This window comes from Vibrio sp. 1731 (assembly GCF_033339955.1).
Classification (GTDB): domain Bacteria; phylum Pseudomonadota; class Gammaproteobacteria; order Enterobacterales; family Vibrionaceae; genus Vibrio; species Vibrio alginolyticus.
On record NZ_JAWOVO010000014.1, the window covers coordinates 125062 to 149081 of the forward strand.

Sequence of the window (24020 nt, forward strand, 5' to 3'; positions counted from 1 at the left end):
TTCTCACTTGAACATTAAACCTTGAGAGGGAGAGTCATTAATTAATGTAGGCGCCGGGGCTCCAAACATACTTGATTCTGAAAGCTCCCCAATCTTCTGCTCGATAATACGGTCTCGGAATGTTTGCGCTTTCTTAAAGCGGTCAATTGCTTCGTCAGAGGTTTTAACCGTGATATGTCGTGCTCTTGATTTGTCCATTTTGTGAGTTGAATAATCGAAAGGCATGACTACAGCGCCTTGAAATGACAGTGAATCTACATACCAGTCCCCAAAGCTCTCCCCTTCTTTTAAAGTTTGGATAGCCCCCTTATGCCAAAACTCACCTTTCAACTGACCAGCTATCTCATAAATATCTGTAACGAAGATTTGTTTTTCCATTTCGTTTAGCAGAGCATTAACTTCAGCTTCTCGTTGAGCTCTACGCTTTGTCCTAGTCTCCTCCTGGAATTTTGCTAAACGCTCTTCATCCGATGCCTTCTCTTTTTTCGGTTCAGGCCCACCGTTTAGTAATTTGTTATTTTCTATCAAAAGCTGCTGATACTGATTGTCAAGCATTAACATCTTATTAGCATGCTCTTTTTGGGCTCGTATCAACTCATTTTGCGAGAGTGATTTGTTTTCCTCTATAGAGAGGCTTCGTTGTTTTTGGATGTCTTGGTAAGTCTGCCCGGATTGATCATTTGCAAAAGTTGTAAAGCTCAACAATTGGGTCGCGATGCATAGGGTAATAGTATTAATTTTCACGTAATGAAACCTCTTTGTCTTGTTGATTAAGAATGCTACTTTCGTGTATGTACTGCATCTTAAGAACGATCTCTTCTGTTTCCAGATTTATCGAAATGCTCTGTATAATCATGCTTTTAAATTTGTCGATATCGTTAGCTAGTTGGTCCAAATAGTTAAATGCCCAACCAAACCCACTTAACGAAAGTTGTACATTCACAACGGTGTAATCTATTTGTGGGTTTCTTACTTCAGTGGAATATGTTTCGTTTTTAAAAGGGATCTCCCTTTCTGTTTTGCGGTTTGCTGAAATCGCTCCGTACAGTCTTCCTTGTGTCTTCTCTGCTTGTTGCTGAATGAAGGTTAGTAAGTCTAGGTAGTGGCCGTGAGTTTCCTTTATGAAGATAAAAGCGTCACTTTCATCAAAATAATGGTCTGGTTTAGGAAGCGGTACTATTTGAGACGTAGTAATCTCTTCTCCAGAGAGTGAATAAGTGATAGTTCCATCGAATTCGATGTTGTCTCTAAAATTGGCAACCGTTGTCCCTCCGTTTTTCCACAAAACGGTCGTCTCATGAAAAAACTCTTGGTCTGCTGGTTTGTCTACTGTTGATGAGTCTCTAGTAATGATTCCTTTGGTAACGAGATCGACAGTCATTGGGAACCATCCACCAACATCAACAGGAAGAGAGTTAATATAGGCTTTAAGGTTCAAAATGACCTTTTTAGGATCTGATGCGGTTAAACGTTGAGTAAGCCATTTTGCTTCCTCTTTAGTTGCATTTGCCTTGTCTATTCTCTCGATTTTTTTATGATTCAAATCGTTTTCAGCTTGCTTAGCTAGAGTACTGCTTGATGCTTTCTTCACCATTGAATCTATGTCAGGAATTACATACTCTTGCTTGGAGTTAGATTTATATACCTGCACACCTATCAAAAATATAATTCCAAGAGCCACAAATACGATGTGGGATGGTTTTATCTTTGATAGGGGGTTTGTGTTGAGTAGCTGCTCAATTGTTTGAATTTGAGCGAACTTTTCATTAGGTACAGCTTCACATATGACGTCATATGAGTGCTGTTGGTACTCTGAACGTGACTCTTCAAATAGTTCTGAGATATTTTCTGTTATCTCATTAGGGACTACATAGCGTAATTTTACGTGATGAAGATCGTACATTTGATAATGGTCGAAGATCTGTTGGATAACTTCTTCCACCGTTTCAAATACCAAATCATTCTCACCACCAGCTGGGCACTTATCAATTACCAAAAGATACCAATATTTACCGGATGGTAGCTTTTGTATGAAGAAAGCATTCGGGTGATCGACACAAATAGCGCGAGCGACGATTGCCGCCGCGCTGTAGTATTTTGTCGTTATGCTTTGAGCGAAACCGATTGTTGATTTTGGTGCATCATCAATTGTTGACCCTTCAACAATTACTGCATTTGTAGCGTCGTATTTGTTAACCAGATTTTTGATATGGATGGTCTTATCGGATTCTGAAACCTCGTACCAATCTAAACCGATGTAGTGCCTATCAAATCCAAGTTCTTCTAGTGACTGCATAAAAGGACCTAATTGGGTTAAACTTTTTCGATATGAGGCGTGATAATTACTAGCATCACTGAGCGTGTTTTAGCATTAGAGTCATTGCCACCAAACATCCATAGCAAATCGCCTAGAACTGACTGGTTTTGGCCATTGTCAATCACTTGCTCGAACCCAGTCATAACCATTGTTTCGCCTGAACGGATATTTCTAGCGCTAACCATGGCAGTAACAGTTCTGTCTGTTAGTTGAAGTTGTGTATTACCAACTTCTAGTGGGTCAATTGCATTTAAGGTACTTACATCAGTTACGATACGGACAGCAATTGTTCCATCTGAGTTAACACGTGGTGAAGCTAAGAAAACAATACCGTTTGTTGTTGTATCTGTGCTTGCAGATTGTGTTACAACATCACCAGATACACTTTGGTCGATTTTATCCGCATATTTCTTTTCATTTACGAACTGGACTGGAATAACATCATTGTTTGGTACAGTTGTCGTAATTGACTTTTTAAGCGAAAGAGATTTAGTCCCCTGAAGAGCCTTCAATGCCATTTCAGTGCCTTTGAAGCTACCATCACCGATACTCAGCCCTAAACCACCTAACTTAGCTGCATCACCAACTGGAACTCCATCGATTTTAAGTTCGAAGTCATTCTTAGCGTATTTAATAGATTGCTCAATGCCGTAATTTGATTCGTCTGTAGTGATCAGTTCCCATAGCTCTATATCGAGCCTGATCATCTTTCCAGCAGTAGAATTTGACTCATCAATAAAGTTCTCAACAATTCGCAGCTTTCGAGGTGTGTCAGTTACAGCAACCATACTTAGTGCAGGTAACACTTCTACTTTTGCATCTTCAGAAGCAATGGATTTAATCCCCTTGAGGAGTTGGTCCATTGGTTTCCCTAGGTCACGGTCAAATGAATATGAGTGAGAACTCGAAGTTTGAGAGCTTGTCCCCTCGCCTTGCTGACCACCGCTAGTAGACGAATTGATACTTGATTTTAAAGTTGTACTACCAGCATATTGGTCGATCCGAAAGTGTCTAGTTTCTTGTCGGTAAAAGGATACACGACCATCAGATTGGTATTTCCACCATAGGTTGGTTTTTGCTGCGATAGCATCCAACACTTGCTTTAAAGCAACGTGCTTTTCAAAGTTCAGGGAAATAGACACTTTTGCGCCATCTAATAGTGACCCTTTGTTCGTATCTGTATAAAGTGCCGAAACGTCTAAATCATCACCAGTAGAATCACTTGTACCACCGCTTGCTTTGGAACTTCCAGAGTCTTGGTTAAGATACTTGATAGCGTCGCTAGTAAAGCTAATGTAAACCCCATACGAGGCATACTTATTGTTCAAATAGTCAATCGTGTCGCTAAGGGGTTTAGAGCGATATGACATGAATTTACTCGGGGTAAGAAAAATCTCTGGAAGGTCTTGCCTTTCTTTTAACTTGAAAGGTTCCCCAAGAATAACGTAATTATTGTCTTCGCTGTAGACGCTCTGATCTATACCGGGTTTAAGTCTGTGTTTTTGAATCGTCTCAGTGGCAGCGTCTGCCTGTGCTGTCGCAACTCTATTGGCATCTTTACCAGGAGTACTACAACCACTGACAAGCGCGATAATGGTTAGTGTGAGAGCTTTAAGTTTCAATGTGTTGTTCATTACTGGTAAGTCCCTTTTTCAGTAGAACCGCCTTTTAGGATATGAGCAGCACCAATTTCAGGGCTGTAACTAATCCACAGTGGTTCTTTTGTTTTTAACGTCTCCTTAAGCACTCTATCTAAGACTCCGTCTCTTCCTGTTAGGTCACCAATCAATACCGAACGTGATTTAACAGGGAAGTCGTATTTAGAGCCCCAAATAATGTCGATATTGGACTTTGTATTCCAAACCTCAAAGTTCTCTTTGAGTGACAGTTTAGGGTCTAATGTCCAGAGTTTTGGTGTTCGTGTCTGAAGGTACGTAAGGTGTTCACGATTTTTGGATGCAGCCAACACTCGTTCTTGTTCATTTAGAACAATATAAATACCGGAATTTAGTTCCTGTATCTTAGCAACAGCACTGCGCCAATTAGGTGAAGGTACCCAGGCTAATTGGTGGGAAGAGATGCCTGGTCCAATATTTACCCGCCAACCAGCTGGTGCTAAAGCATTCAGTATTTCGTGAGCAGGTAATTTATTTTGGTAACCGACTTTAGATTGGATGTCGTTTAAACCATAAGCGGTATCTGACTCGTATTCAGTAAATACAACCCCCGCTTGCGCGCTACTCATCACGAGTAAAGGTAAAATTAATCTTAATTTCATCATAGTAACCCCTATTATTTTGATAAATATACGTCATTTTCGGATAACAAACAACAAACGAAGCTGTAAGGTAACCTACGAATAAGAACAATTTCTTATCGGTTATCTGGCTTCCAAATTTCGTTTTTTCGATATGGCAAGTTGTTGCCTTGGTTGTATTTTGACAGGAGGTGTATAAAAAACTCTAATGGTGTCCTTTTGGTAAGAGAGATTAAAGACATTAATACATAGAAAACACACATGGCTTTAAGGTAGTTCCAGCTGAACATTATTGGCAATGTCAAAACCGGGACGATAGTAGACCCGTCCATAAGTAGGAAAAGTGGTCTTTTCATCGCATTTTGTACCGCTTTTCTATCCAGCTTCGGTTTATATTCCATTATTCTGATTCCATAAGGAGATATTCTGGCCCAATTTCACTGTTGTGATATAGGTTTGCGATTTGTTGAGAAAAGGTAAGCTCTTGTTCCTTTAGGTGCCTTCTTACTACTACAGATATCTCTGTGTCAGATTTACACTTCAGCATTTCTTCTCTGATTTCTTCAGTTAGATATAGGGTTTCTCTAACAGCAATCCTTTCACCGTCGAGAGTTCTAACTAGTATCTGAGCGACAATGCCAGAGAGTTGACTAATAAAACCAGCTAATACAGCCAGCTTATTCTCTCCATCTATCATATTGTAGATGCGGCTCATCGCTGTCTCGCAAGAGTTTGCATGTATTGTAGCCATCAAGAAGTTGCCAGTGTTAGAAGCGTTAAATGCGTTTTCGATTGATTCTTTACTTCGTATTTCGCCCTGAACGATGATATCTGGACGAAGACGAAGAGCAGCTTCAAGGCCTTGATTAAAACTTTGAACATCGGAGTCTGTTTCAACTGAACCTACTTCATGAACTGAAATACTGTTACCAGGAGCAATCTTTACTCCCTCATAATTAATTTCAGGTGGGTCCTCAAAAACTAAGATATGCTTACCAAGGCTGGGAGTTTTTAGCACTGAAGTTACAATTCCGGCCATAGTAGTTGTTTTGCCTGTGCCTACCCCTCCCACAAACATAAGAATACCTTTACGGTTATGCTTTACAAGATTGACTAGCTCCGGCTCTATACCCAAAGATTCTGCGTCCTTTGGTGTTTTAGGGTTCAACCTACCAACCATCTTATAGGTCTTTCCATATTCAAGTGACCTTGAGGTAATAGCTGCAATGCGGAAACTCCTAATCTGAGATTGATCATTGGGGTTTTTGGTAACGAATGCAAAAAACGTAGGAGTAGCTGCATTAACATTGTTAATCAGCGATTTTTTGGTGCCGAGCATATATTCAAGAATATTACGGCATGCGTTAGGTTGCATTTGTTTATCAGTGATTTCCCTGATTTGCCCGTTTACATCGATTCTGATTCGATAGTTACAGTCTATTAAAATGTCTGAAGCACCGTACTCAATTGCTTTCCATATGACAGTTTCGATATCTACTTGTGTCATTTCGCTTGAAACAGGTATTAATGGAATATCATTCATGGTAGGTGTCACTCTTCAACGAGAATGGATTTAATTTGGTCGTGAGTAAGGCCTTCAGTTTCTACTTTAGAAACAGCATCCCTACGTACAGAGCCCCTAGGGTCTTTTATTACTGGTGAAGAATAGAGATCAGAGTTTGTCTGCCAAACTGCCTCACCACTCAAAGATATGAACTGAGTGCCTAAACCTAATTGGTCTCCTTGTACCGTAATTCCTACATTTTCAATAATCATATCTGGCTTTTCTATATATCCGGACTCAACTAAATTCACGTAACGGATCATGGCTGTTGCGTCAATAAAAGCATTAATTACACGAGTTCTCATCTCAGCAATTGCTTGTTCTGAGCCCATGGCCCATCCCTCATCAAGAGCTGAGTTGAAGATCTCCAATTCTTCTGAATTTCTAGGTAAAAGTTCGTCAATTAATGTGGTCGGAGTAAGTGAATTTTTGTCGTAGAGATAGTCAGACCAATGCGGTTTCCTCAACACAGGCTTAGGTTGTTCTCTCAATCGATAGACAAGATTATCGGTCCTGATAATCGTAGCTTTTGTGTCTCGCGTTATCGCGGCATGAGCTTCTACTTTGTCTACCATACCTGGACGAAGGTACTTGGCTTCACCTGAACTTAGATTTGCAGAAGCGTTAATGAGATGCTCGAAAGGTAGCAAGCGGTCAAAGAGGTGAGACTTGCTATCCACTACATCTGTTAAGCGCTCCATCGTAGCTATATAACCATTCGCACTGCCAACTTCTTCAGCTCTTTCGCGGATCGACTCAATTCTGAGTGCCTCTTCACCATCGCTTACTAGTTGTTGTCTAACCTTTACATCTTTTAGTTCACTTAAGCTGTAATAGGTGCGCTTAGATTCATCTGCCAAAGTGGTAACACTGAAAAATAGACTAGCAATTAAACAAATAGCAGTATTGGTTCTCACGCTTTTGTCTCCAAGTATTTAACGACAATCGTCTTAAGTCGGTTATCGACCATGATGTCTACCTGGGCACCCTTTTCAGAGTCAATAATCTTTATTGCGTCGTTTATTGGTTGATCCTTCAGTTTAATACTTACAAACACGCCACCAGGTGGTTTTTGGCCATAAGTAAATACTCGATCAGAACCATAACCTACTGTCTCAGCAATACCTTTTACGGCAGTTTCGACTTCACAATCACAATTCCAGTCAACAACCTTTTCAAAACCAGGTAACAGCATTGTAGAGAGCATGCGCTCCTGCCTTCTCTGCTCAGGGCCTTTAAGTGCTTGTGCATGTGCACTTCTCGTTTTTGCTAACAATCGGAGCTCGTCAAGCATTTCAACTGCATATGGCTCAAGATCGCCAAAAGCCCTTTCTTCAGGGCTCTTTTCTAAGTGCCTTAAATCTTTGACTTCATTAGTTGCGCACCCAAGAAGTAGAGTAGAAGCGAATGCTATGCTAGAAAGCTTAAAGACGTTCATTTTGTTTCCTCTTCGTTGCATTGATGCAAAGTGTTTTAGCTGTATTCAGATTTGAAACAGTGATGATTGATTCATCCGTACTGATGTTTTGGTTAATGTCTGGGTGGTAATACCTAACTTTTTGATGGAAGGCTTTCTTGATTTCAGAAATATTGAGGGACGTAATAGGTAGCCCTAATAATTTGAAAGCCTGAACTTCTTCTTCAGAGAAGTTAAATGGGTTTTGTTCATTCAGAGTCGGAGAACTTTGAGATCTACTCGCATTAGAGGGTCTTTCCATCTGAGAGGAAATTGAGTTTGTATAACCAAACCCACGTATCTTCGCTTGTGCTTCCTTTCTTCTAACCGATTGTTGTTGTTGCCGTTGCATAAAGTACAAATATGCGATGCCAAATAAGGCACTCGTGAAAACACCGAATGTATAACTCGCGGACAAATAATATGTAGCAGCGAAAGAAGTGATGAGTATGGAAGCCAAACCCAATATTTTTTCTTTAATTAGTTCGAACACAATAAGATGTCTAATAGCAAATAATAGCATAAATCTATGCCATTTTTGTCTAAAATACAATAGCAAAAGCTGCTAGCATAGGCTTATTATTGAGTCAAATGTTAGTTTCAATTTGCTAGTCTCAGAAGTGATATCGGTTCAATAGACTAATTACTCAACAAATTGTAGAAATATTTGCGTAATGCGACCTACAAATAGGGATATAGCTCACACATATGCAACAAATGATGAAAATTTATTTAAGTTTCACTCTTCATGGGTAAAAATTAGACATAACGGCAGTTAATGTTTAGATACAAGTCACATGATTATTTGCGTCTATTCTCAAAAATAAGAAAGTATTTATGGATAAGAATCATTACAGCGAACTGTTCTCCGACATATTCGCTACAAAACAGAATGAAGGTGGTGCGGCATATTTAATCAATCGTGAGGCTAATCTTGAATTAGTTTCACGGTTAGGTATTAATCATCGTGACGTTAGGCTTAATTCAAAAGAAAGCTATGTTTCAGACCGTAGCGCTAGGCTTTTAGAGAAAAAGTTAAAGGTAGCTCGAGGTTGGCTAGACGCAGAACATGAAATTATTAGCCAAACTCAACTTCTAACAATTAGAGCCAACAATGTTTCGGCGCTTATTGTTTCTCCTGGCTTTACTAAACAGTCAAAGCACTTTCTCTCTAAAATAGTTTCATCTACACCTATGAGCGGATATCAATTTTTGTTTGATGAAATCACTTTCGAAGAGCAGTCCTATTACTTACGTAAAATGGAAGAGTTCTTGGAAATTGAAAGAGCATGTCTTGATGATGAGGCATTTATGGAAGGGCTCTACTAGCGAGAAAAGTCGAAGTCATTATCAGGACGCTGTTGTTTGATACCAATGGCGTCCTTTTCATTTACTGGTCCAGTTATACAAGATTCTAGCCTCTGATTTATTGTTTGTTGACTAGGTTCAAGTACATTAGCTTTCTCAACACTCTTCAAGCTAATATGGTCAAATCTCCTGCCAAACTTTGTCTCAAATTCATTCAGAAAGAAATTGATATCTTGTACAGCATTTGGATTAACTTGCCATTTTGTTAGCAAACTTGGCAAATTTGTAAAACTGGTATTATCGAATTCACTTCTTCGAGCTGGTGGTATTGCACTTAGTCTGATTTGTAGAATGGTGCCGATCATTCTATTTTGTAGTTGGAGAATATCTTGTTGTTTTTGAAAGTTCTGACTTGAGAACTTTTCAACTGACACTTTGAGTTTTTCTAAATCCATTTTTTAGCCTAACTCAAGCTGTGCAAAGGCAAGTGGTCTAACAGATGACTGAAGAATAGCCTTCTTGAACCAGGTCATTGTCATATGATAGTCATAGTTACAAGACACGATTTTTTCAGCGTAGTGGTCATGAGGATAATTCATAGCGATTGACTTAAGGATTTCATAGTCAAATATTTCTAACTTTAGATCTTCAAATCGTTGATCTAAAGAGTTTTTAATTTCAGGTAGAGGTAGCTCATCACCGCTTTGAATTTTCTTTATGATTTTCTTGTCGTTTTCAAGAACATTTAAGAGCAAGTACTCTGAAATAGAAAGCACATAGCTTGTAAAATTTGGTAATGTCTTTAGAGAGATTGGGTTCATATATTTTTTGTTTTAAGCTTGTGCCCATCGGTTCTATTGATGGCAAAGGTAACTCCTCTTTGCTTCACCAGGAACCAGTCCAGTCTTTATAAATCTTGCTTATGTATCAATATAAGATATACATAAACAAGGGTATTTGCCATTTTTTTGACAACTAACGTACTACTTTGGGGGCGATATGAGTGTAAATTCATGGGAATTTCAACCAGACAACGAGTTTTCTGACATAACAGATGATCTGAATCATCAGGATGTAGTATCAGAAAAAACCTCAGATCGAATTGTTAATGTACACGATAAACACCTAAGCCCACAAAGTACAACTTTGCCAAGCAATGATGTCTGTTTGAACGCCTTTAATCAACAAAAGCAGGACGTTCGTCTATCTGAAGTTGGCGGCAAGTCACAATCAGTGCAACCTTCTGCCACAAAATCAAACGCTTACTTCCACCCAAATAGTCAAATTAATCTCTATAACAAGTCATTAAATTGTGCAGCGGTGATTCGATTAGGAAACATAGCTAACAACCTAATTTCAATTGTTGTAGACATTTGCCCAGAACATAACGGTCGCTCAAGTGATTGGAACAACAAAATCTCAGTTGCCTTTTCTCACACTGAACTTATTCAAGCTTATTCCCTATTTCTTCAAAACCTTAAATGCCTTGATTTCAAGTTAAAGTTTCACCAACAACAAACTGGGCCATTGTCTATAGGATTTAAAGAGAGCTCGATTTATGTAAGCACAATCATCTCCGGTAAAACAATAAGCCTTACAGGAAACATCGCCCAAAAGATAAAGTTTATGGCCCAATTAGAAGTGGCTACTAAACACTACTTCGCTACTGCGTTTCCAGATTTGGACCAAGAACGAATTCTGCGTCAGATAGCTTTGATTTAGTGTTTTTGTAGTTCGATATTTGAAGCTTCTAGGTGACCGGTAGCTCTCAGATATCTTTTAACAGTACCCATATTTGTCCAATCACCAATAGACATAAGGTCGACTGCATTCATCTTATGAACGACATGCCCATCAACTACCGCTCCACAACGTCCCGAATGCCCTGACCAACAACGACCTTTAAATACACTTTGTCGTTCATATGCTTTACGGAACAATCTAAGTACGGATACACCATTCATAGGTTTTAATGGGTCCTTAAGCTGTCCATTTTTCAGAATCCAACCAAAAATATAATATTCCTGATCTTCGACTGGACTTGAAGGGGTTACATGGTTGTAAAGCTCAACTCCTTTTTCTACAAGTTCAATATATTTCTTCACGATCCCTGCATACCTGCCAATGATAGACTTTTTGGGTGGCGCTGCAGATGTCTTAGATTTTGTCCTCACTATAGTGACAGTGTCACCAGAAATGATGACGTTTTTACGTTTTAAAGTAAAGATCTCTTCTTCTCGAAGAGCAGTAGAGTATGCAATGGTCATGTATGCTAGGTCTTTGAAAAGCTTTGGCCCAGCTTGTTCAAGTGTCCCAACTATTTCGATCTGTCTGTTCAAATCGCTTGCTCTGAATGGTGAAGCAACTTTTTGCTCTACCTTTGATAAATCAGATTCTGCCATATCCTTTTTTACACCCCTGAAAAAGTCTTTTATAAGCTTGTCTTCAGTTACGTTGGCGAATCCTAGTTGATTCAAAAATATGGCTATGAGGTTCTTTCGGCTCATTAGAGTCGCATAAGACACTTTCTGTTCATTTTTTAGGTGTAGTATCCAGTAGTAAAACATTCTTGGATGTATAGGAAATGCGTAGGCTAATTCAATATACTCAGTAAATCTTATCCAAGAGCGAACAGCGGAAAACATGTTTTTTTGTGTTGCCTTCGAAAAACCACCACGTGTAGCCTCGAATATGGCCATGTTATCTAGTATTGTCTTTAGGTTTGGGTGATCAGGATCAATTGCACCGTCAAGTTCAGGCAAAGGGATTTTAAATCGTGAAAGATTTTCTTTTTCTTTGTTATTGCCTAGTTCTAATGCCTTAATCTTTTCTAATCCGGATGCAGGAATTGGTAAATTTTGCTTAGTAATCTCCACGTTCACCTCCAAAAATAAAGTGTTACGCTGTCACCTGTAACGCTAACCTTAACGGCCAAAAAGTGTAATATAACTCAAATTATACTACACTTTATAATCATGTCTATTTATACAGTGTTATTTGTTTGTTGAGTTTATATGAATTATTCGAAGATTAGCTTAACGAAAACAAAGCGAGCTACTAAAGTAAAACCCACATAATAACCCATGGTTCTACATAGTCTGCTAGACTGCGTAAGGGAATATTACTTGAATATAGATAAAAAAAAGGCAACATTTAAAGTTGCCTTGTGCTGTTAGGTTTGAAATCAGTTGCTTACTGAAGTCAATTGACCATTGGATAAGTCTTCCAGTGGTGGATAATCAGGAAGTCCATAGTCAGATCGTAACCAAGTTAATTTCTGGTAGGTTTGTTCAATCCACTCTGGCTTTAGCTGTTGAACTTCTATGATCTTCTTCTTGTAACTCGGATCTGTTTTAGCTGGTAGGTATTCTAAATAGAAACTGTCGCATTTTTCCATTAAGCTAGAACGCTCTAAATCTACCACCGTCAGGCAGTCAACAAAGTCTTTGTACGCTTCGTTGTCGGAAATGCCTTGAACAACTGCTGGCCCGGTAGTTTTGAGATATTCTTTGTATAGTTTTGCACCGACGACTCCAGAGCCAGATACAGCAACGATAGCTATAATAGACCAGGGAAAGGTGCTTTTAAGTGAGTCGAACATATTATATCCGTTTTATTGTTAGTATTAGTATTAAGGTGGGGATTGTTTTGGAATATTCAATGCATGAAATACAATAATTGTATTTCATGACTAGTTATATCTAGTTTTAAATATTATTTGTTCATCAAAAAGGCTGGTTATAAAACACCCACCAGCCCTTTCAATTTGATATTTAACCTGGGTATGCTAGAACAATGTCTATGTTAAACTTAATATCTGAAAGATTTAAACGGGTCAAAATATACTCAGTCATACTCGCAAAGTCGGCTTAAAATATTTGATTTACCAAATATACAAGGCTCTTTACGGAGGTGGTAAAATTTGGGTCTCCCAGATATTTCATCATATATTTCTTCTACATTTAAAGTCTCAATTATATCAATAGAGTCTGGATTTAACACTAAATGAGAACGGCCATGATACCCACCGTCTACAAATTGTCCACTCTCAAAATCCTTTAAGATATCGATACCGTTTTCACGCAAAATATGACAACGTTTCCGTTCATTCAAATCAATTAGGTCATTGTGTATTCGATTTTCAGGTGGTTTTGCAAGTTCTGAGTACCATTCTTTACCCCTCTTAGTTGATATCCACACTGGTAATTTATCCCAATGTTGCTGTAGATATTTGGGGTGCATAGAAATGGATTTACCAATAGTTACTACTTTAGCTTGTTCCTTTATTGCGCACACATATACGGTAGGTTTACCTACCTGCCTCGCTTTATAGTCAGCGTGATAGCATGCTCCTTTCAGATTAGAAACGAAGTAAAATCCATTAGCATCATTACAGCCTTCGCCTGTACCTAGCATGCCTAACTCAAATTTATCAAACTCCTTAGCTCGTGTACCATGAAAGATGAGCTCTCTTTCCATTGTTCTTTCTAACATGCCGCTTCTCATCAGGTTATAAGTCTTAAATTGTATTATCTAAAAACTAAACAAAATTGAGCTATTACTTTTGTTGACCTCTAAACAGATCAACTAGTCCTCTCAACACAACGCCACTAATGATCAATCCTAATAGTAAACTAATTACTATTCCGTAGGGGTTTGTTGCGAAAAATGAAAAAAACTCAGGTAGTTGAGGGAAAGGTAATGCTGCAACAGTGGCCATAAATTAATCCTTCTTTAAACAGTTAGGTTATGATTTAAGGAAGCTCGAGATCTTCTTCGGTAACCCAATCCAAGTGAGTATCTTTAGATATCAATAGTGTGCCTTCAAGCCAATTTACACCTAATATCTTTTCATCATGTGAAGCGTAAAACTCCGAAAGTTTATCGACTATGTTTGTAACATTCGATATTTCTACATTTTGTAAAGGTAGCCAAAACCAGCGATTTTTTGACTCAAGTAGTGCTCTTTTCGAGTTCCAATCCAGTCCCCATAATAAATGCTCTTGATTACCATTCACGAGCCGACAGTGCATCGCTGCCTTGATCCCCAATTTTTCAAGAAAGAACAACATACTTCCTACTTTGCGTAAAAAAAAACCATATTGACACATACTAAGATGTTACCAAGTATGTATCAATTATCTTTTGTTTTTATATGGTTATGATCAAGCTTGTATCTATATGTGGCTGGCCAGCCAGGTCTTGGTAGGCACAAATTGGTCTGACACCACATTGCCATTATTTATACAGATGGGCAATACGAAGTCAGTACCACTTCCTTTTGCAAACTCCCGTACTTCTCTTAAGGTATCTTTGCTATTGCTAACTGGTACTAGTAAAGAGTGGCTAAGTTCCCTTGTTCCACGCAACTTAATATTGGGTATTGAAAAACCTCGATGTAACAGCTCCTTTGTTTTAATGATTTGCACAGAACTGAATGACTTTACGTATTGGAGTTGTGCGGTTACTAGTTCGTTATATACCGTTTTTAACTTAAACTTTGCTAGCAAATAGTCGTCTGTCAAATTACTGAGCTGATACAAAGCCTTTTTAATAATTAATGTAATTTCTGGGTTATTCAACGATGGCATCGCCAACTCTCGGTCATAGGCGTTTATTACAGCGATTTTTGGATAAGGGGTCTGAAGCCCAATGGAACGAAAACGTACGCTAAGCAAAATCTTCCTGTTCTGACGGCTGTTTAAGCGGTCTTAACTCACCATTTAAAACCTGTTCGGTCAATGTAAATGAGTAATGCCCCAACATATTCACATGTTTATGGCTGAGTGGTGATAGTCTTGCAATGTCTTCATCTTTTAGTGTTTCACCTTGTCGTTCTACGTGCTCTAATGCAGCTTGCATATAGATGGTATTCCACAGCACAACGGCATTAGTGACTAAGCCAAGCGAACCCAATTGATCTTCTTGCCCTTCTCGGTAACGTTTGCGGATTTCACCGCGTTGACCGTGACAAATAGCTCTGGCAACGGCATGACGACTTTCGCCTCGGTTTAATTGGGTTAGTATTCTGCGTCGATAGTCTTCATCATCGATGTAATTCAGTAAATATAATGTCTTATTGATACGACCAGCTTCGATAATGGCCTGAGCAAGACTCGATGGTCGGTCACTTTTGAGCAACGACCGAATCAGTTCTGATGCCTGCACTTTTCCCAGTTTAAGAGAGCCTGCTATACGCATCATGTCATCCCAGTGAAGCTCTATTTTTTGTGGATTTACGCAGTTTCGTGCTAGCTCATCGAGTACACCGTAATCCGCTTCTTTATCTACGCGCCAAAATACCGATTCGCCTGCATCGGCTAACCTTGGCGAGAACTGATATCCCAATAACCAGAATAAGCCGAAGACCATGTCACTGGCTCCTGCTGTATCTGTCATGATTTCAGTAGGGTTTAATCCGGTTTGCTGTTCCAATAACCCTTCGAGTACGAATATGGAATCTCGTAGTGTTCCTGGTATAACGATTCCGTGAAATCCAGAAAACTGATCGGAGACGAAGTTATACCATGTGATACCACGGCTGGAGCCAAAGTATTTTCGGTTCGCACCTGAATTGACGGTTCTTATTGGTGTGATAAATCGCATCCCATCAGCAGAGGCAACTTCACCTCCGCCCCAATGCTTAGCTAGTGCAAGAGTAGACTGAAAATCGACCAGTTTCGCGTTGGCTTTTACTAACGTTTCAGCACGTAAATAATTTTGTTTAACCCAACTGAGTCGGTGTCTGGTTAAAGCAGGGATATGAGACTTTATCAGTGGCTCAAGGCCGATATTGCAAGCTTCGGACAGTAACACGGCGCAGATACTTACCGTTAAATCATTGGCACGTGCGTTAGATTCGCTAATATGAGTGAATTCATCGGCAAAGCCAGTATGAGCATTGACTTCAAGTAGTAGTTCTGTGAGGTCTACGGCAGGAAGTAACGCCTCAACTTGTTTGGATAATCCCTGTAAGCTCGGAGGGTTATCTAGTCTATCAATATTTGTGATGGTCAGAGCTGGTCGTTTCCCCGAGATATCAATATCCACCGAACCATTATCGTCAAAATTTGCGGCAACCTGATGATAGGTTGTATCCAGTTGCCTGACTAACGCATCGATGGCTTCTTTTGCGTTTAGCGGATGTCCCAGTGATCGACAGACCTGAATTCGGTTGGACTGCCACTCTTGCCCCTGCAAAAGTTTGGCTCTCGGATCGCCCCAGCGATCGCTGTTTTCGACATAGATATCTCGTCGGCGCAAGCTATCCTGTAATTTATCCAAAAAACACAGTGTGTAGCCTCGTTTAGTCACCCGACCACCTTTATCTAATACCAATCGCTTCCATGGATTAGATACGATATCCACTGGCGCATCATCAAGAATTTGTTTTTTTGAGTCGAGTAATTGCGCTAAGTACTGGTGAACTTCAAGCGTTTTGTCTCCCGCAGGAGCGGCGGAAAATTCGATATCACGGAGCAGTTTTGGTAGAAAACGCCGAACTCGCCCGTACTGTTCAACCATCTCTTCATGAAAATTGTCATCATAAGGTCGGGCTAACTCGTGTACGGTAGAAATAGATTGCGCTAGCTTTTCCCGTGAAAATTTAGCAAAGATTGACGGACGTAGCGACTCATCATCTAAGTTGTCGTCTAGCAGCAGAGCACAAACTTTAGCTAAAGCCAGTGCAGATTTATCCAAATCTTTTAGAGTACGAAGACGCTTTTTCTGTCCTAATTTCTTCGCTTCGCCAGCGATATTTGTAATCAAAAGATCCAGTACATCCAACGCTTCATCTAATGCAATAATTTCATAGGCTTTCACAAAAGCCACGAGTATCGCAGTACGCTTAGTCTCCGGCATACGGCCTATTTTGTATGCCGAGATCATTCCAGCATGACGGGCAATATGTTTAAACCGGACGGGAGGAATACCAGTAAAATCCAGTTCAGTTATTCCATAGGTTTGAAGTGCTTTGTAACGTTCAATAGCCTCATTAAATGCAGGGCCACTGACATTGACCGGCCCCTTACGAAAACGGTCGAAGTGTGTTGTTCTGGCTGCTTCAGGAATTTGTAGTAAGGAATCCAACCTAGCTTGCTGATCCGAATTTGGGAGACTGGATAGTTGCTGCCACAATCGGTTTTCTGCTCGGTCTCTGATTTGTGAAATTAAACGGGTTAAAGTTGATGCGCCTGGTAAAAGGATTTTATGTTGGATCAGCCATCCGGTCGCTAAATCAAACAGTAAACTCGGGCGTTCATTACTGATCCAACTCCGGCTATAGAGAAGGCGGGATAACCGGAATGACCACGGCCAAACAAACTCACGATAACCATACTGATTGCGGATCAGAGCGGTATGCTCGCGGCGTGTGGTTTCGCGCTGAGAATAGTCAGACAAAATACCAATATTGGTTATATTCAGTTGCCTTGCGACAAACCATTGGGTATTCGTTGGGATTTGATTTAAATCGATCAAGAAAGTACCAAGAAAGCGAACACAACCTAATTGCAGCGCAACTCCAAATCGATTGTGTTCACCACGTCTTTGTGTAACAAAAGCTAAGTCAGCCTCGTCCAAATGGAAGTACCGCGCCAATTGAACATCATTCGGCTCCCCATTAAATTGCCCGTAACTATTTTTTTGTTCAGTGGTTAAAAAATCTACGGGCATAGCCAAAACCTCTTATTGGTTACACAAACTCAAATCAGTGACGTATTGTTTTCCCATTTCCGGCATGTAAGCCATGAGGAATTTTAATAAATATCTGGATGGAAATGCCGCAATGGTTCCATCTGCTGATGAAGAATACGGATTATGTAAATACTATGAGGTTGTGGGCGATAAAAAATAGCATGTTTATGGTGATCGTGGCGGCGAAGCCCTTCGGCAATTTCGGGGCACTCGTAACCCATCAAAGGTTGTTCTGCAAGCGTTAGCAAAACGTCATGCATACTGTCTGTATAAGCATCCGCTTGCTCTATGCCAAAGTTCAATAGGGTGTATTCAAAGATATGCTCAAAGTCTTCTGCGGCGAGGTTGGAAAGTTTATACATTGTGTCTCTGCTTTACTTTAGTCGCAATGTCATGAAGTGATAATGAGCATTGACCACTCTGCTCTCCGGCTTCAATCGCCATTTTTAGAGCCGTGGTTTGTTTCTCTTGCCTTTCGAGTAGCCGCAATGCAGAACGAACTACTTCGCTTGTTGAGCCATAGCGACCAGTCGCTATGAGTTGGCCGACAAACTCATCTAGCTGAGACCCAATCGTAACACTAGTTGTGCGTGACATATTTCCACCTACATGTGTGAATAATTAACACACCAATAATAGGTCAACTAAAATTCAAAATCAAATCACGATCTTCGTATGACAATGAAGTATACTTATAAGTCACACGTAAAAATTGACACGAAAAGTAGATTTGTCATAACCTATTTGTCACACTTGTTTAGATCATAATCTAAATGTCACTTTGAGGGGCTTATGTACATCTTTGGATACTTAAGAGCATCAACCTCTGATCAGAATGCAAAACGTGCTCAAGGTGCTTTACAGGAGTTTGCACAGCAAAAGGGCTTTCGAATAGCAGGTTGGTATATTGAGAATGAATCGGGAGCCTCATTACAAAGACCTGAATTACTCCGATTACTTGATGATGCTGCAATTGGTGATGCGATCATAATAGAGCAAATTGATCGTCTTTCTCGACTTGATGAAGAAAGTTGGTTCAAATTAAAAGAAATGCTGAACCAAAAGGAACTTAAGGTAATCAGTATCGATTTACCAACTAGCCATATCGCTTTTGCGCCACACATTCCCGACGAGTTCACTCGTTCGATGATCAGGGCTATTAATGGGATGATGATGGATATGCTCGCTGCAATTGCACGAAAAGATTACCAAGATCGACGGCGGCGGCAAGCTGAAGGGATCATGAAGGCTCGAGAAGAGGGAAAATATCGAGGAAGACAAGCAGATCTCCAGCTTCATGAAAAAATCTATCAGTTAAGAGTTATCAATGGGTTAAGTATCAGTGATACCGCTAAATTGACGAATGTGTCCACTAGAACGGTAATTCGGGTGGCTAAGAAGTTAGCAAGTGAGCGTTCATTGGGATAAGAAGCTTAACGTTTCTGTTCCTTATGGGCTTTAGTCCCCTAAACAAGAAATGCCCCATTTGGTGTTAACTCAATTACTCAGTGGCAGATCGTGCCACTGGTATAGCAGTACTTTTCCTCATGGCTGACGGTTGAGGGGCGGTGCTCAGAAACTCCCAGAACTGAGCAAAATGCCGAATTTATACAGGTAAACTTAAAATGAATACTCATATAACTGTACTGACTATAAAGAGAGAAGTGGCGGTGAATCTTGTGGGATATCATTGGGTGTATCCAAACATTCCGACTTAATTGAGTTTACGATCTCAGATACGGGTGTGAGTATCGAGATCGAGAAGTTAAAAGAGGTCATAAACCCCTTTACTCGTCTAGACTCAGCAAGAAGTGCAGATTACTCTAATGTCGGATTAGGCCTCTCTATCACGAAAGCATTGGCGAACAATTACGGTGGAAATCTACTGTTAAGTCGCAATAAACCTCATGGTTTGAAGTGTACATTTACGATTGCCATACATTGACACCATTCCTCTACACCTAAGGTACCTTGACGGTGTTTATCTTCAAGGTACTTAATGAGGTATTGCGCCTATTTGAGCTCGCTTTGCACTAAGTCATAGAGCTGCTGTGAACCAAAGCTCTCTAAAGGTTTCCCGTTTACAAAAAATGTTGGCGTTTTTTGAATCCCTAACGATTTTACATCCGCTGTATCTTGTTCAAGTACTTGAATTATGTCTGGATCTTCCATGTCTTCGCGAGCTTTAGAAATATCCAATCCTGCACTTTCAGCAATGTTCCAGACATTTGCTAAATTTGGTTTACTGTGTGAAGCCCAAGAGTTTTGTCCTGCTAATATAGATACAAGCACCTCACTATAAAGCCCTTGGCGCCTTGCCGCCTCTAACATTAATACGACTTCATCTGAGCCTTCATGAAACGCAGCGTAACGCAATACGAGGCGAATATCGTCTGGGTTTTCGTTCATGATTTTCTTAACAAAAGGGTAAAATGCTCTGCAAGCCTCACAAGCAGGGTCAAAAAACTCTACGATGGTTACTTTGGCTGTTTCGGGACCAAAGCTTACTGAGTATTGCCGTTCGAGCTCATTGTTTTTAACTGAAATATCAACATTATTTTGCTGTTGATACCAACTAAACATAAAAGCAGTGAGCAGTGCTCCCATTAGCAAAGTAATTGAAAGTACGATTTTATTTTGGTTCATTATGCATTTTTTCCTTAACCTTATAGAGGTTTGCACCAAGTGTTATCGTTATCATTGCGAGCAACAAGGATAAGCCAAAAATCGATAGGTCAGTAAAAGTTATGTTTCCATACAGTGGAGATGGTGTCCCGCATGGGCCTTTAGCTTCGAACATGGTTGGGAACCATGAATCTAAAGGCATGAAACTCGGAAATGGAGAGCCATAGCTACAACTTGAAAGTTTTTGACCTGTTTCAATCAAGTGGTTATCCCACGAAAACTGCAATGCAAAGTAGGTGCCGATGAGCGATAACAACAACGTCGAAATCTTAGTTATGTCATTCTGATTTGCAAAGATGTGTAATATACCCGCTATACCAAGAAACAATATAAATAGTCGAATCTGAACACAGTTCGCACAAGGTTCGAAGCCTAGGTAGTATTGTGTGAAGAGGCCAAATAGCTCCATCCCAACACTCGATAAAAGTAAGAATATCCCAACAAATGTCGAGTTAGTTAATGTCTTCAAAGTAACTCCATATTAATAAAAATGTATATCATTCTTTATTGTTATTAAAGGCGAATCCATGATGATATTTATCAAAATGAGTAGTTTAAGCCATCACTTCTTCAGCAGCCTCAACCCATTGGCGACAACAAGTAAACTTGCGCCAACATCAGCAAAAACTGCCATCCACATAGTACCCACGCCAACAAAAGTTAGGGCTAAAAATAGGGCTTTTATAGCAAGAGCAAAGCTAATATTCTGTATCAGTATTTGGTAGGTACGTTTAGACAAGCTGACAAATGTCGGGATTTTTCGTAGATCATCATCCATCAATGCGACATCAGATGTTTCAATGGCGGTATCAGTTCCCATAGCTCCCATTGAGAATCCAATATTTGCAGCCGCCAGTGCAGGCGCATCATTAATGCCATCTCCCACCATACCTATAACACCGTTACTGGAATAAGCTTCAACAGTACGATACTTATCTTCTGGAAGCTGATTGCCATGAGCTTCGTCAATACCGACTTGAGACGCAACTGCTGATGCGGTATGTGAGTTGTCTCCAGACAACATAATCGTTTTTATGCCCAACTCATGGAGTTGTTGAACCGCGGCACGACTACTTTCCTTTACAGTATCTGCCACTGAAAATAGTCCCAGAACTTGGATACCGTTATGAAGCAATGACACGGTCTTACCTTGTTTTTCTAACTTGTGAATATGGCTTCTAATGTCCGTGGGGATAGTAAAATGTCTCTCTACAAGATTCTGATTACCCAAGTAATATTTATGTTTGGCGATTGTTCCAGATACGCCTTCGCCAGCAATAGCTTTAAAATCGTCTACATCAAGCCTTTTTTGAGTAGATAGCGCGGTGGCAATGGCGGTAGAGACTGGGTGGTCAGATAGATTTGTAAGATTAAACCCTATTGAGTAAACGGAATCTTCTGTCCATTCGTTGAAAGTCATTACGTCAATCAACATTGGTTTTCCGTGGGTAATCGTCCCAGTTTTATCTAAAGCTAGTGCTTCTAATTTTCTCCCCAGTTCAAGATACACACCTCCTTTAATCAGGATGCCTTTACGTGCTGCCGCTGTCAGGCCGCTAACAATAGTGACAGGCGTAGAGATAACAAGTGCACAAGGACAAGCAATCACCAACATAACAAGCGCTTTGTAAATCCAATCTAACCACTCACCATACCCCAAAACGGGTGGTAACACAGCAACTGCGAATGCAATCGCAATGACAGCGGGTGTGTAGATTTGAGAAAAACGATCAACAAAACGTTGAGTTGGAGCCTGAGCACCTTGAGCTTCTTCTACTGCATGAATAATGCGTGCCAAAGTTGTATTGTTAGCTGCTGCGGTCACTCTATACTCAATAGCTCCAGCCTGATTAATCGTTCCTGCAAAAACTGAGTCACCTTCAATCTTATCGACAGGCATACTTTCACCAGTAATAGGGGCTTGGTTGATGGTGGTTTGCCCTTTAATGATATTGCCATCGAGACCAATACGTTCCCCCGGTTTTACTCTGACAATGTCACCAAGTTGCACGGTTTGAGCATCAGCTTCTTTCCAAGAGTTATCTGATTGCTGAACTATCACCGTATCAGGTGTTAAACTCATTAATGAGCTGATAGCGTTTCTAGCTCGGTCGAGTGATTTTGCTTCAACTAGTTCAGCAATAGTAAACAATACCATTACCATGGCCGCTTCTGGCCATTGACCAATAATAAATGCACCAGTAACCGCGATACTCATCAATGCATTCATGTTGAGATTAGCATTGCGTATAGATATCCATCCTTTTTTATAAGTTGTTAACCCACAAGACAGTACAGCAATTAATGCTAATGTGGCTTGAACCCACTCCGGTATCCCAGTCCAATGTGCCACTTCCGACCCTATCGCTGAGATACCAGCCAAAACCAATGGCCACAATGGTTTCTCCTTTTCATGAGGAACTTTGTGAATCTGACTGTCATCAGATACATCTGGTTCAAACCCAAGCGAACGGATAGCAACTAGTATCATATCCAAGGAGTCTGGTGTGTGAGTGATAGTTAGCACCCTTTGCATTAAATTGAACTCAAGTTTCTTTACCTGATTCATCCCACCAAGTTTTTTCTGAATTAACTGCTCTTCAACGGGGCAGTCCATCTGCATAATACGAACTTCAGTACGGACATCATTTCCGATCTTTTCAGAGCCAGATAAGCTCTTAAGTTTGCTAGGAGCAGACGTACAACATGAATCACAGCCATTTTTATCATGCTGGAGAACCGTTTCAGCATGTTGGTGAGCACCCATGTTATCTTTTGTTATATGAGAATGCTTATGTGTTGAACTACAGCATGTATTAGCATCCTCACTAAGATGTTTGTCCGTACAATCACTCATTTTCATCATCTCTATCATTGACTATAATCAACATTAAAAAACCTGATCCTACTACAGAGTCAAGACTTAAAGAGGCATAGATGAAAATTGGTGAACTCGCGAAAAAAGCGGACTGTCCGGTGGAAACCGTTCGATACTATGAAAAACAAGGGCTATTACCTAAAGCTCAAAGAGAATTGGAGAACAATTACCGCCGTTATAATGTCACTCACCTAGAAAGGCTTTTGTTTATCCGCCGTTGCAGGGCTTTGGATATGGCCCATGATGAAATACGAACGCTGTTGCAAGCGATGAGCTCAGATAGTACATCTTGCTCTCCCATTGATAATGTTATTAGTCAGCATCTGGAGCATGTGCAAGATCGAGTTAAAGAGTTGAAACTATTAGAGAGCGAGTTGAAAAAATTGAGAAATGAATGCGATTCTAGGCGTTCGCTGGAAGAATGTGGCATTGTAGAAAAACTAAATGCTAACGAAAAGGTTGTCTCTACGAACCGCAATAAAAGCAAGCATTTAGGTGGGGTTCATTAAAAGTACAGGCTTCACATGTCCGTGTCGTTGTGATGGTGTTTAGCGTGAATTAGAATATTTCTTTCAAGATACTCATTTATCAACATTCCCAGCCAAGTTTTGCATATTCTTAGGAGCACATTGCATAAATTCACAACTGATAACTCTATCAATAATGAATGATTTTGTCCAATTCCGCGCAGATAGACCATCGCTAACAACGGTGGTCTTTGACGTTTTAGGGTACGAAAAGTTATCCGTAATAGCCTAAATTAGCAAAGCAGCTAGCACGTTTCTGTCCAAAACCTTCTCAAAAATGGTTCAGAAATCTTGTGAACACCAAGCGATTTTGTCATATGTTCGTATTTTA

26 protein-coding genes and 1 pseudogene are annotated in these 24020 nt (G+C 40.1%); 5 read left to right on the plus strand and 22 right to left on the minus strand.

Annotated features, from left to right (window positions below; translation table 11 throughout):
* Positions 1-3 precede the first annotated feature (3 nt).
* The 8 genes from R7035_RS16585 to R7035_RS16620 all read right to left on the minus strand — a co-directional run bounded on the left by R7035_RS16585 (position 4) and on the right by R7035_RS16620 (position 8117).
* On the minus strand, positions 4-744 hold the full coding sequence (locus R7035_RS16585) for a hypothetical protein (RefSeq protein WP_025634125.1): 741 nt from the start codon (positions 742-744) through the stop codon (positions 4-6).
* Positions 734-2296 carry a hypothetical protein gene (locus R7035_RS16590; protein ID WP_025634123.1) on the minus strand — a complete coding sequence of 521 codons (1563 nt, stop codon included), beginning with the start codon at positions 2294-2296 and terminating at the stop codon, positions 734-736. The genes R7035_RS16585 and R7035_RS16590 overlap by 11 nt, the downstream gene beginning before the upstream one ends.
* A 17-nt stretch (positions 2297-2313) precedes the next feature.
* On the minus strand, positions 2314-3951 hold the full coding sequence (locus tag R7035_RS16595) for a hypothetical protein (RefSeq protein WP_025634122.1): 1638 nt from the start codon (positions 3949-3951) through the stop codon (positions 2314-2316).
* On the minus strand, positions 3951-4598 hold the full coding sequence (locus tag R7035_RS16600; RefSeq protein WP_025634121.1) for a hypothetical protein: 648 nt from the start codon (positions 4596-4598) through the stop codon (positions 3951-3953). The genes R7035_RS16595 and R7035_RS16600 overlap by 1 nt, the downstream gene beginning before the upstream one ends.
* A 376-nt stretch (positions 4599-4974) precedes the next feature.
* Positions 4975-6117: an ATPase, T2SS/T4P/T4SS family gene (locus tag R7035_RS16605; protein WP_025634117.1), complete on the minus strand. Its 1143-nt coding sequence runs from the start codon at positions 6115-6117 to the stop codon at positions 4975-4977.
* A gap of 8 nt (positions 6118-6125) precedes the next feature.
* Positions 6126-7055 carry a type IV secretory system conjugative DNA transfer family protein gene (locus R7035_RS16610; protein WP_025634116.1) on the minus strand — a complete coding sequence of 310 codons (930 nt, stop codon included), beginning with the start codon at positions 7053-7055 and terminating at the stop codon, positions 6126-6128.
* Entirely contained in the window at positions 7052-7576 is a 525-nt protein-coding gene (locus R7035_RS16615; protein WP_077202328.1) for a hypothetical protein, read from the minus strand. Before R7035_RS16615 ends, R7035_RS16610 begins: the two co-directional genes overlap by 4 nt.
* Positions 7563-8117 (minus strand): J domain-containing protein, encoded by a 555-nt coding sequence (locus R7035_RS16620; protein ID WP_025634113.1) that lies wholly within the window; start codon positions 8115-8117, stop codon positions 7563-7565. The genes R7035_RS16615 and R7035_RS16620 overlap by 14 nt, the downstream gene beginning before the upstream one ends.
* Before the next feature lie 314 nt (positions 8118-8431).
* On the opposite strand from R7035_RS16620, the gene R7035_RS16625 reads away from it, so the two are divergent.
* On the plus strand, positions 8432-8923 hold the full coding sequence (locus tag R7035_RS16625) for a hypothetical protein (protein WP_025634112.1): 492 nt from the start codon (positions 8432-8434) through the stop codon (positions 8921-8923).
* On the opposite strand, the gene R7035_RS16630 is transcribed toward R7035_RS16625, so the two are convergent.
* The gene (locus R7035_RS16630) at positions 8920-9357 is read right to left on the minus strand and encodes a hypothetical protein (RefSeq protein ID WP_025634110.1); all 438 of its coding nucleotides are present in this window, start codon (positions 9355-9357) and stop codon (positions 8920-8922) included. The genes R7035_RS16625 and R7035_RS16630 overlap by 4 nt on opposite strands.
* A 3-nt stretch (positions 9358-9360) precedes the next feature.
* Positions 9361-9723, minus strand: coding sequence for a hypothetical protein (locus tag R7035_RS16635; protein ID WP_025634109.1), 363 nt, complete (start codon positions 9721-9723; stop codon positions 9361-9363).
* Between the two features lie 178 nt (positions 9724-9901).
* On the opposite strand from R7035_RS16635, the gene R7035_RS16640 reads away from it, so the two are divergent.
* Positions 9902-10624, plus strand: a complete 723-nt coding sequence (locus tag R7035_RS16640) for a hypothetical protein (protein ID WP_025634107.1) — start codon at positions 9902-9904, stop codon at positions 10622-10624.
* Here the strand turns inward: R7035_RS16640 and R7035_RS16645 are convergent.
* From R7035_RS16645 to R7035_RS16685, 9 genes are all read right to left on the minus strand, one after another.
* On the minus strand, positions 10621-11778 hold the full coding sequence (locus R7035_RS16645) for a tyrosine-type recombinase/integrase (RefSeq protein ID WP_025634105.1): 1158 nt from the start codon (positions 11776-11778) through the stop codon (positions 10621-10623). The two genes, R7035_RS16640 and R7035_RS16645, sit on opposite strands and share 4 nt — an antisense overlap.
* A gap of 308 nt (positions 11779-12086) precedes the next feature.
* A complete protein-coding gene (locus R7035_RS16650; protein WP_025634104.1) occupies positions 12087-12503 on the minus strand; it encodes a hypothetical protein in 417 nt (138 codons plus the stop codon).
* Positions 12504-12748: 245 nt separating this feature from the next.
* Positions 12749-13396 (minus strand): hypothetical protein, encoded by a 648-nt coding sequence (locus R7035_RS16655; RefSeq protein ID WP_042776360.1) that lies wholly within the window; start codon positions 13394-13396, stop codon positions 12749-12751.
* Positions 13397-13460: 64 nt separating this feature from the next.
* Complete coding sequence (locus R7035_RS16660; RefSeq protein WP_170926990.1) at positions 13461-13622, minus strand: hypothetical protein; 162 nt, start codon at positions 13620-13622, stop codon at positions 13461-13463.
* A gap of 34 nt (positions 13623-13656) precedes the next feature.
* Positions 13657-13974: a hypothetical protein gene (locus R7035_RS16665; protein WP_025634101.1), complete on the minus strand. Its 318-nt coding sequence runs from the start codon at positions 13972-13974 to the stop codon at positions 13657-13659.
* 105 nt (positions 13975-14079) lie between these two features.
* Positions 14080-14580: a hypothetical protein gene (locus tag R7035_RS16670; RefSeq protein WP_318146198.1), complete on the minus strand. Its 501-nt coding sequence runs from the start codon at positions 14578-14580 to the stop codon at positions 14080-14082.
* Entirely contained in the window at positions 14573-17578 is a 3006-nt protein-coding gene (locus tag R7035_RS16675; RefSeq protein WP_140116173.1) for a Tn3 family transposase, read from the minus strand. The genes R7035_RS16670 and R7035_RS16675 overlap by 8 nt, the downstream gene beginning before the upstream one ends.
* A gap of 83 nt (positions 17579-17661) precedes the next feature.
* Positions 17662-17961: a type II toxin-antitoxin system RelE/ParE family toxin gene (locus R7035_RS16680; RefSeq protein ID WP_016151372.1), complete on the minus strand. Its 300-nt coding sequence runs from the start codon at positions 17959-17961 to the stop codon at positions 17662-17664.
* Entirely contained in the window at positions 17954-18196 is a 243-nt protein-coding gene (locus R7035_RS16685; RefSeq protein WP_016151373.1) for a type II toxin-antitoxin system ParD family antitoxin, read from the minus strand. Before R7035_RS16685 ends, R7035_RS16680 begins: the two co-directional genes overlap by 8 nt.
* Positions 18197-18391: 195 nt before the next feature.
* Here R7035_RS16685 and R7035_RS16690 point away from each other — a divergent pair, with 195 nt between their 5' ends.
* Positions 18392-19027, plus strand: a complete 636-nt coding sequence (locus R7035_RS16690) for a recombinase family protein (protein ID WP_031847521.1) — start codon at positions 18392-18394, stop codon at positions 19025-19027.
* 223 nt (positions 19028-19250) lie between these two features.
* Positions 19251-19544 (plus strand): annotated as a pseudogene (locus R7035_RS26200) (ATP-binding protein); the annotation flags it as partial.
* A gap of 68 nt (positions 19545-19612) precedes the next feature.
* On the opposite strand, the gene R7035_RS16695 reads toward R7035_RS26200, so the two are convergent.
* The 3 genes from R7035_RS16695 to R7035_RS16700 form a co-directional block, all read right to left on the minus strand.
* Complete coding sequence (locus tag R7035_RS16695; protein ID WP_102969726.1) at positions 19613-20245, minus strand: DsbA family protein; 633 nt, start codon at positions 20243-20245, stop codon at positions 19613-19615.
* On the minus strand, positions 20232-20753 hold the full coding sequence (locus R7035_RS26205; RefSeq protein WP_109320310.1) for a disulfide bond formation protein B: 522 nt from the start codon (positions 20751-20753) through the stop codon (positions 20232-20234). Before R7035_RS26205 ends, R7035_RS16695 begins: the two co-directional genes overlap by 14 nt.
* 93 nt (positions 20754-20846) lie before the next feature.
* Positions 20847-23051: a heavy metal translocating P-type ATPase gene (locus R7035_RS16700; protein WP_245884061.1), complete on the minus strand. Its 2205-nt coding sequence runs from the start codon at positions 23049-23051 to the stop codon at positions 20847-20849.
* A gap of 170 nt (positions 23052-23221) precedes the next feature.
* On the opposite strand from R7035_RS16700, the gene R7035_RS16705 reads away from it, so the two are divergent.
* Positions 23222-23671 (plus strand): Cd(II)/Pb(II)-responsive transcriptional regulator, encoded by a 450-nt coding sequence (locus R7035_RS16705; RefSeq protein ID WP_025590161.1) that lies wholly within the window; start codon positions 23222-23224, stop codon positions 23669-23671.
* Positions 23672-24020: the final 349 nt, after the last annotated feature.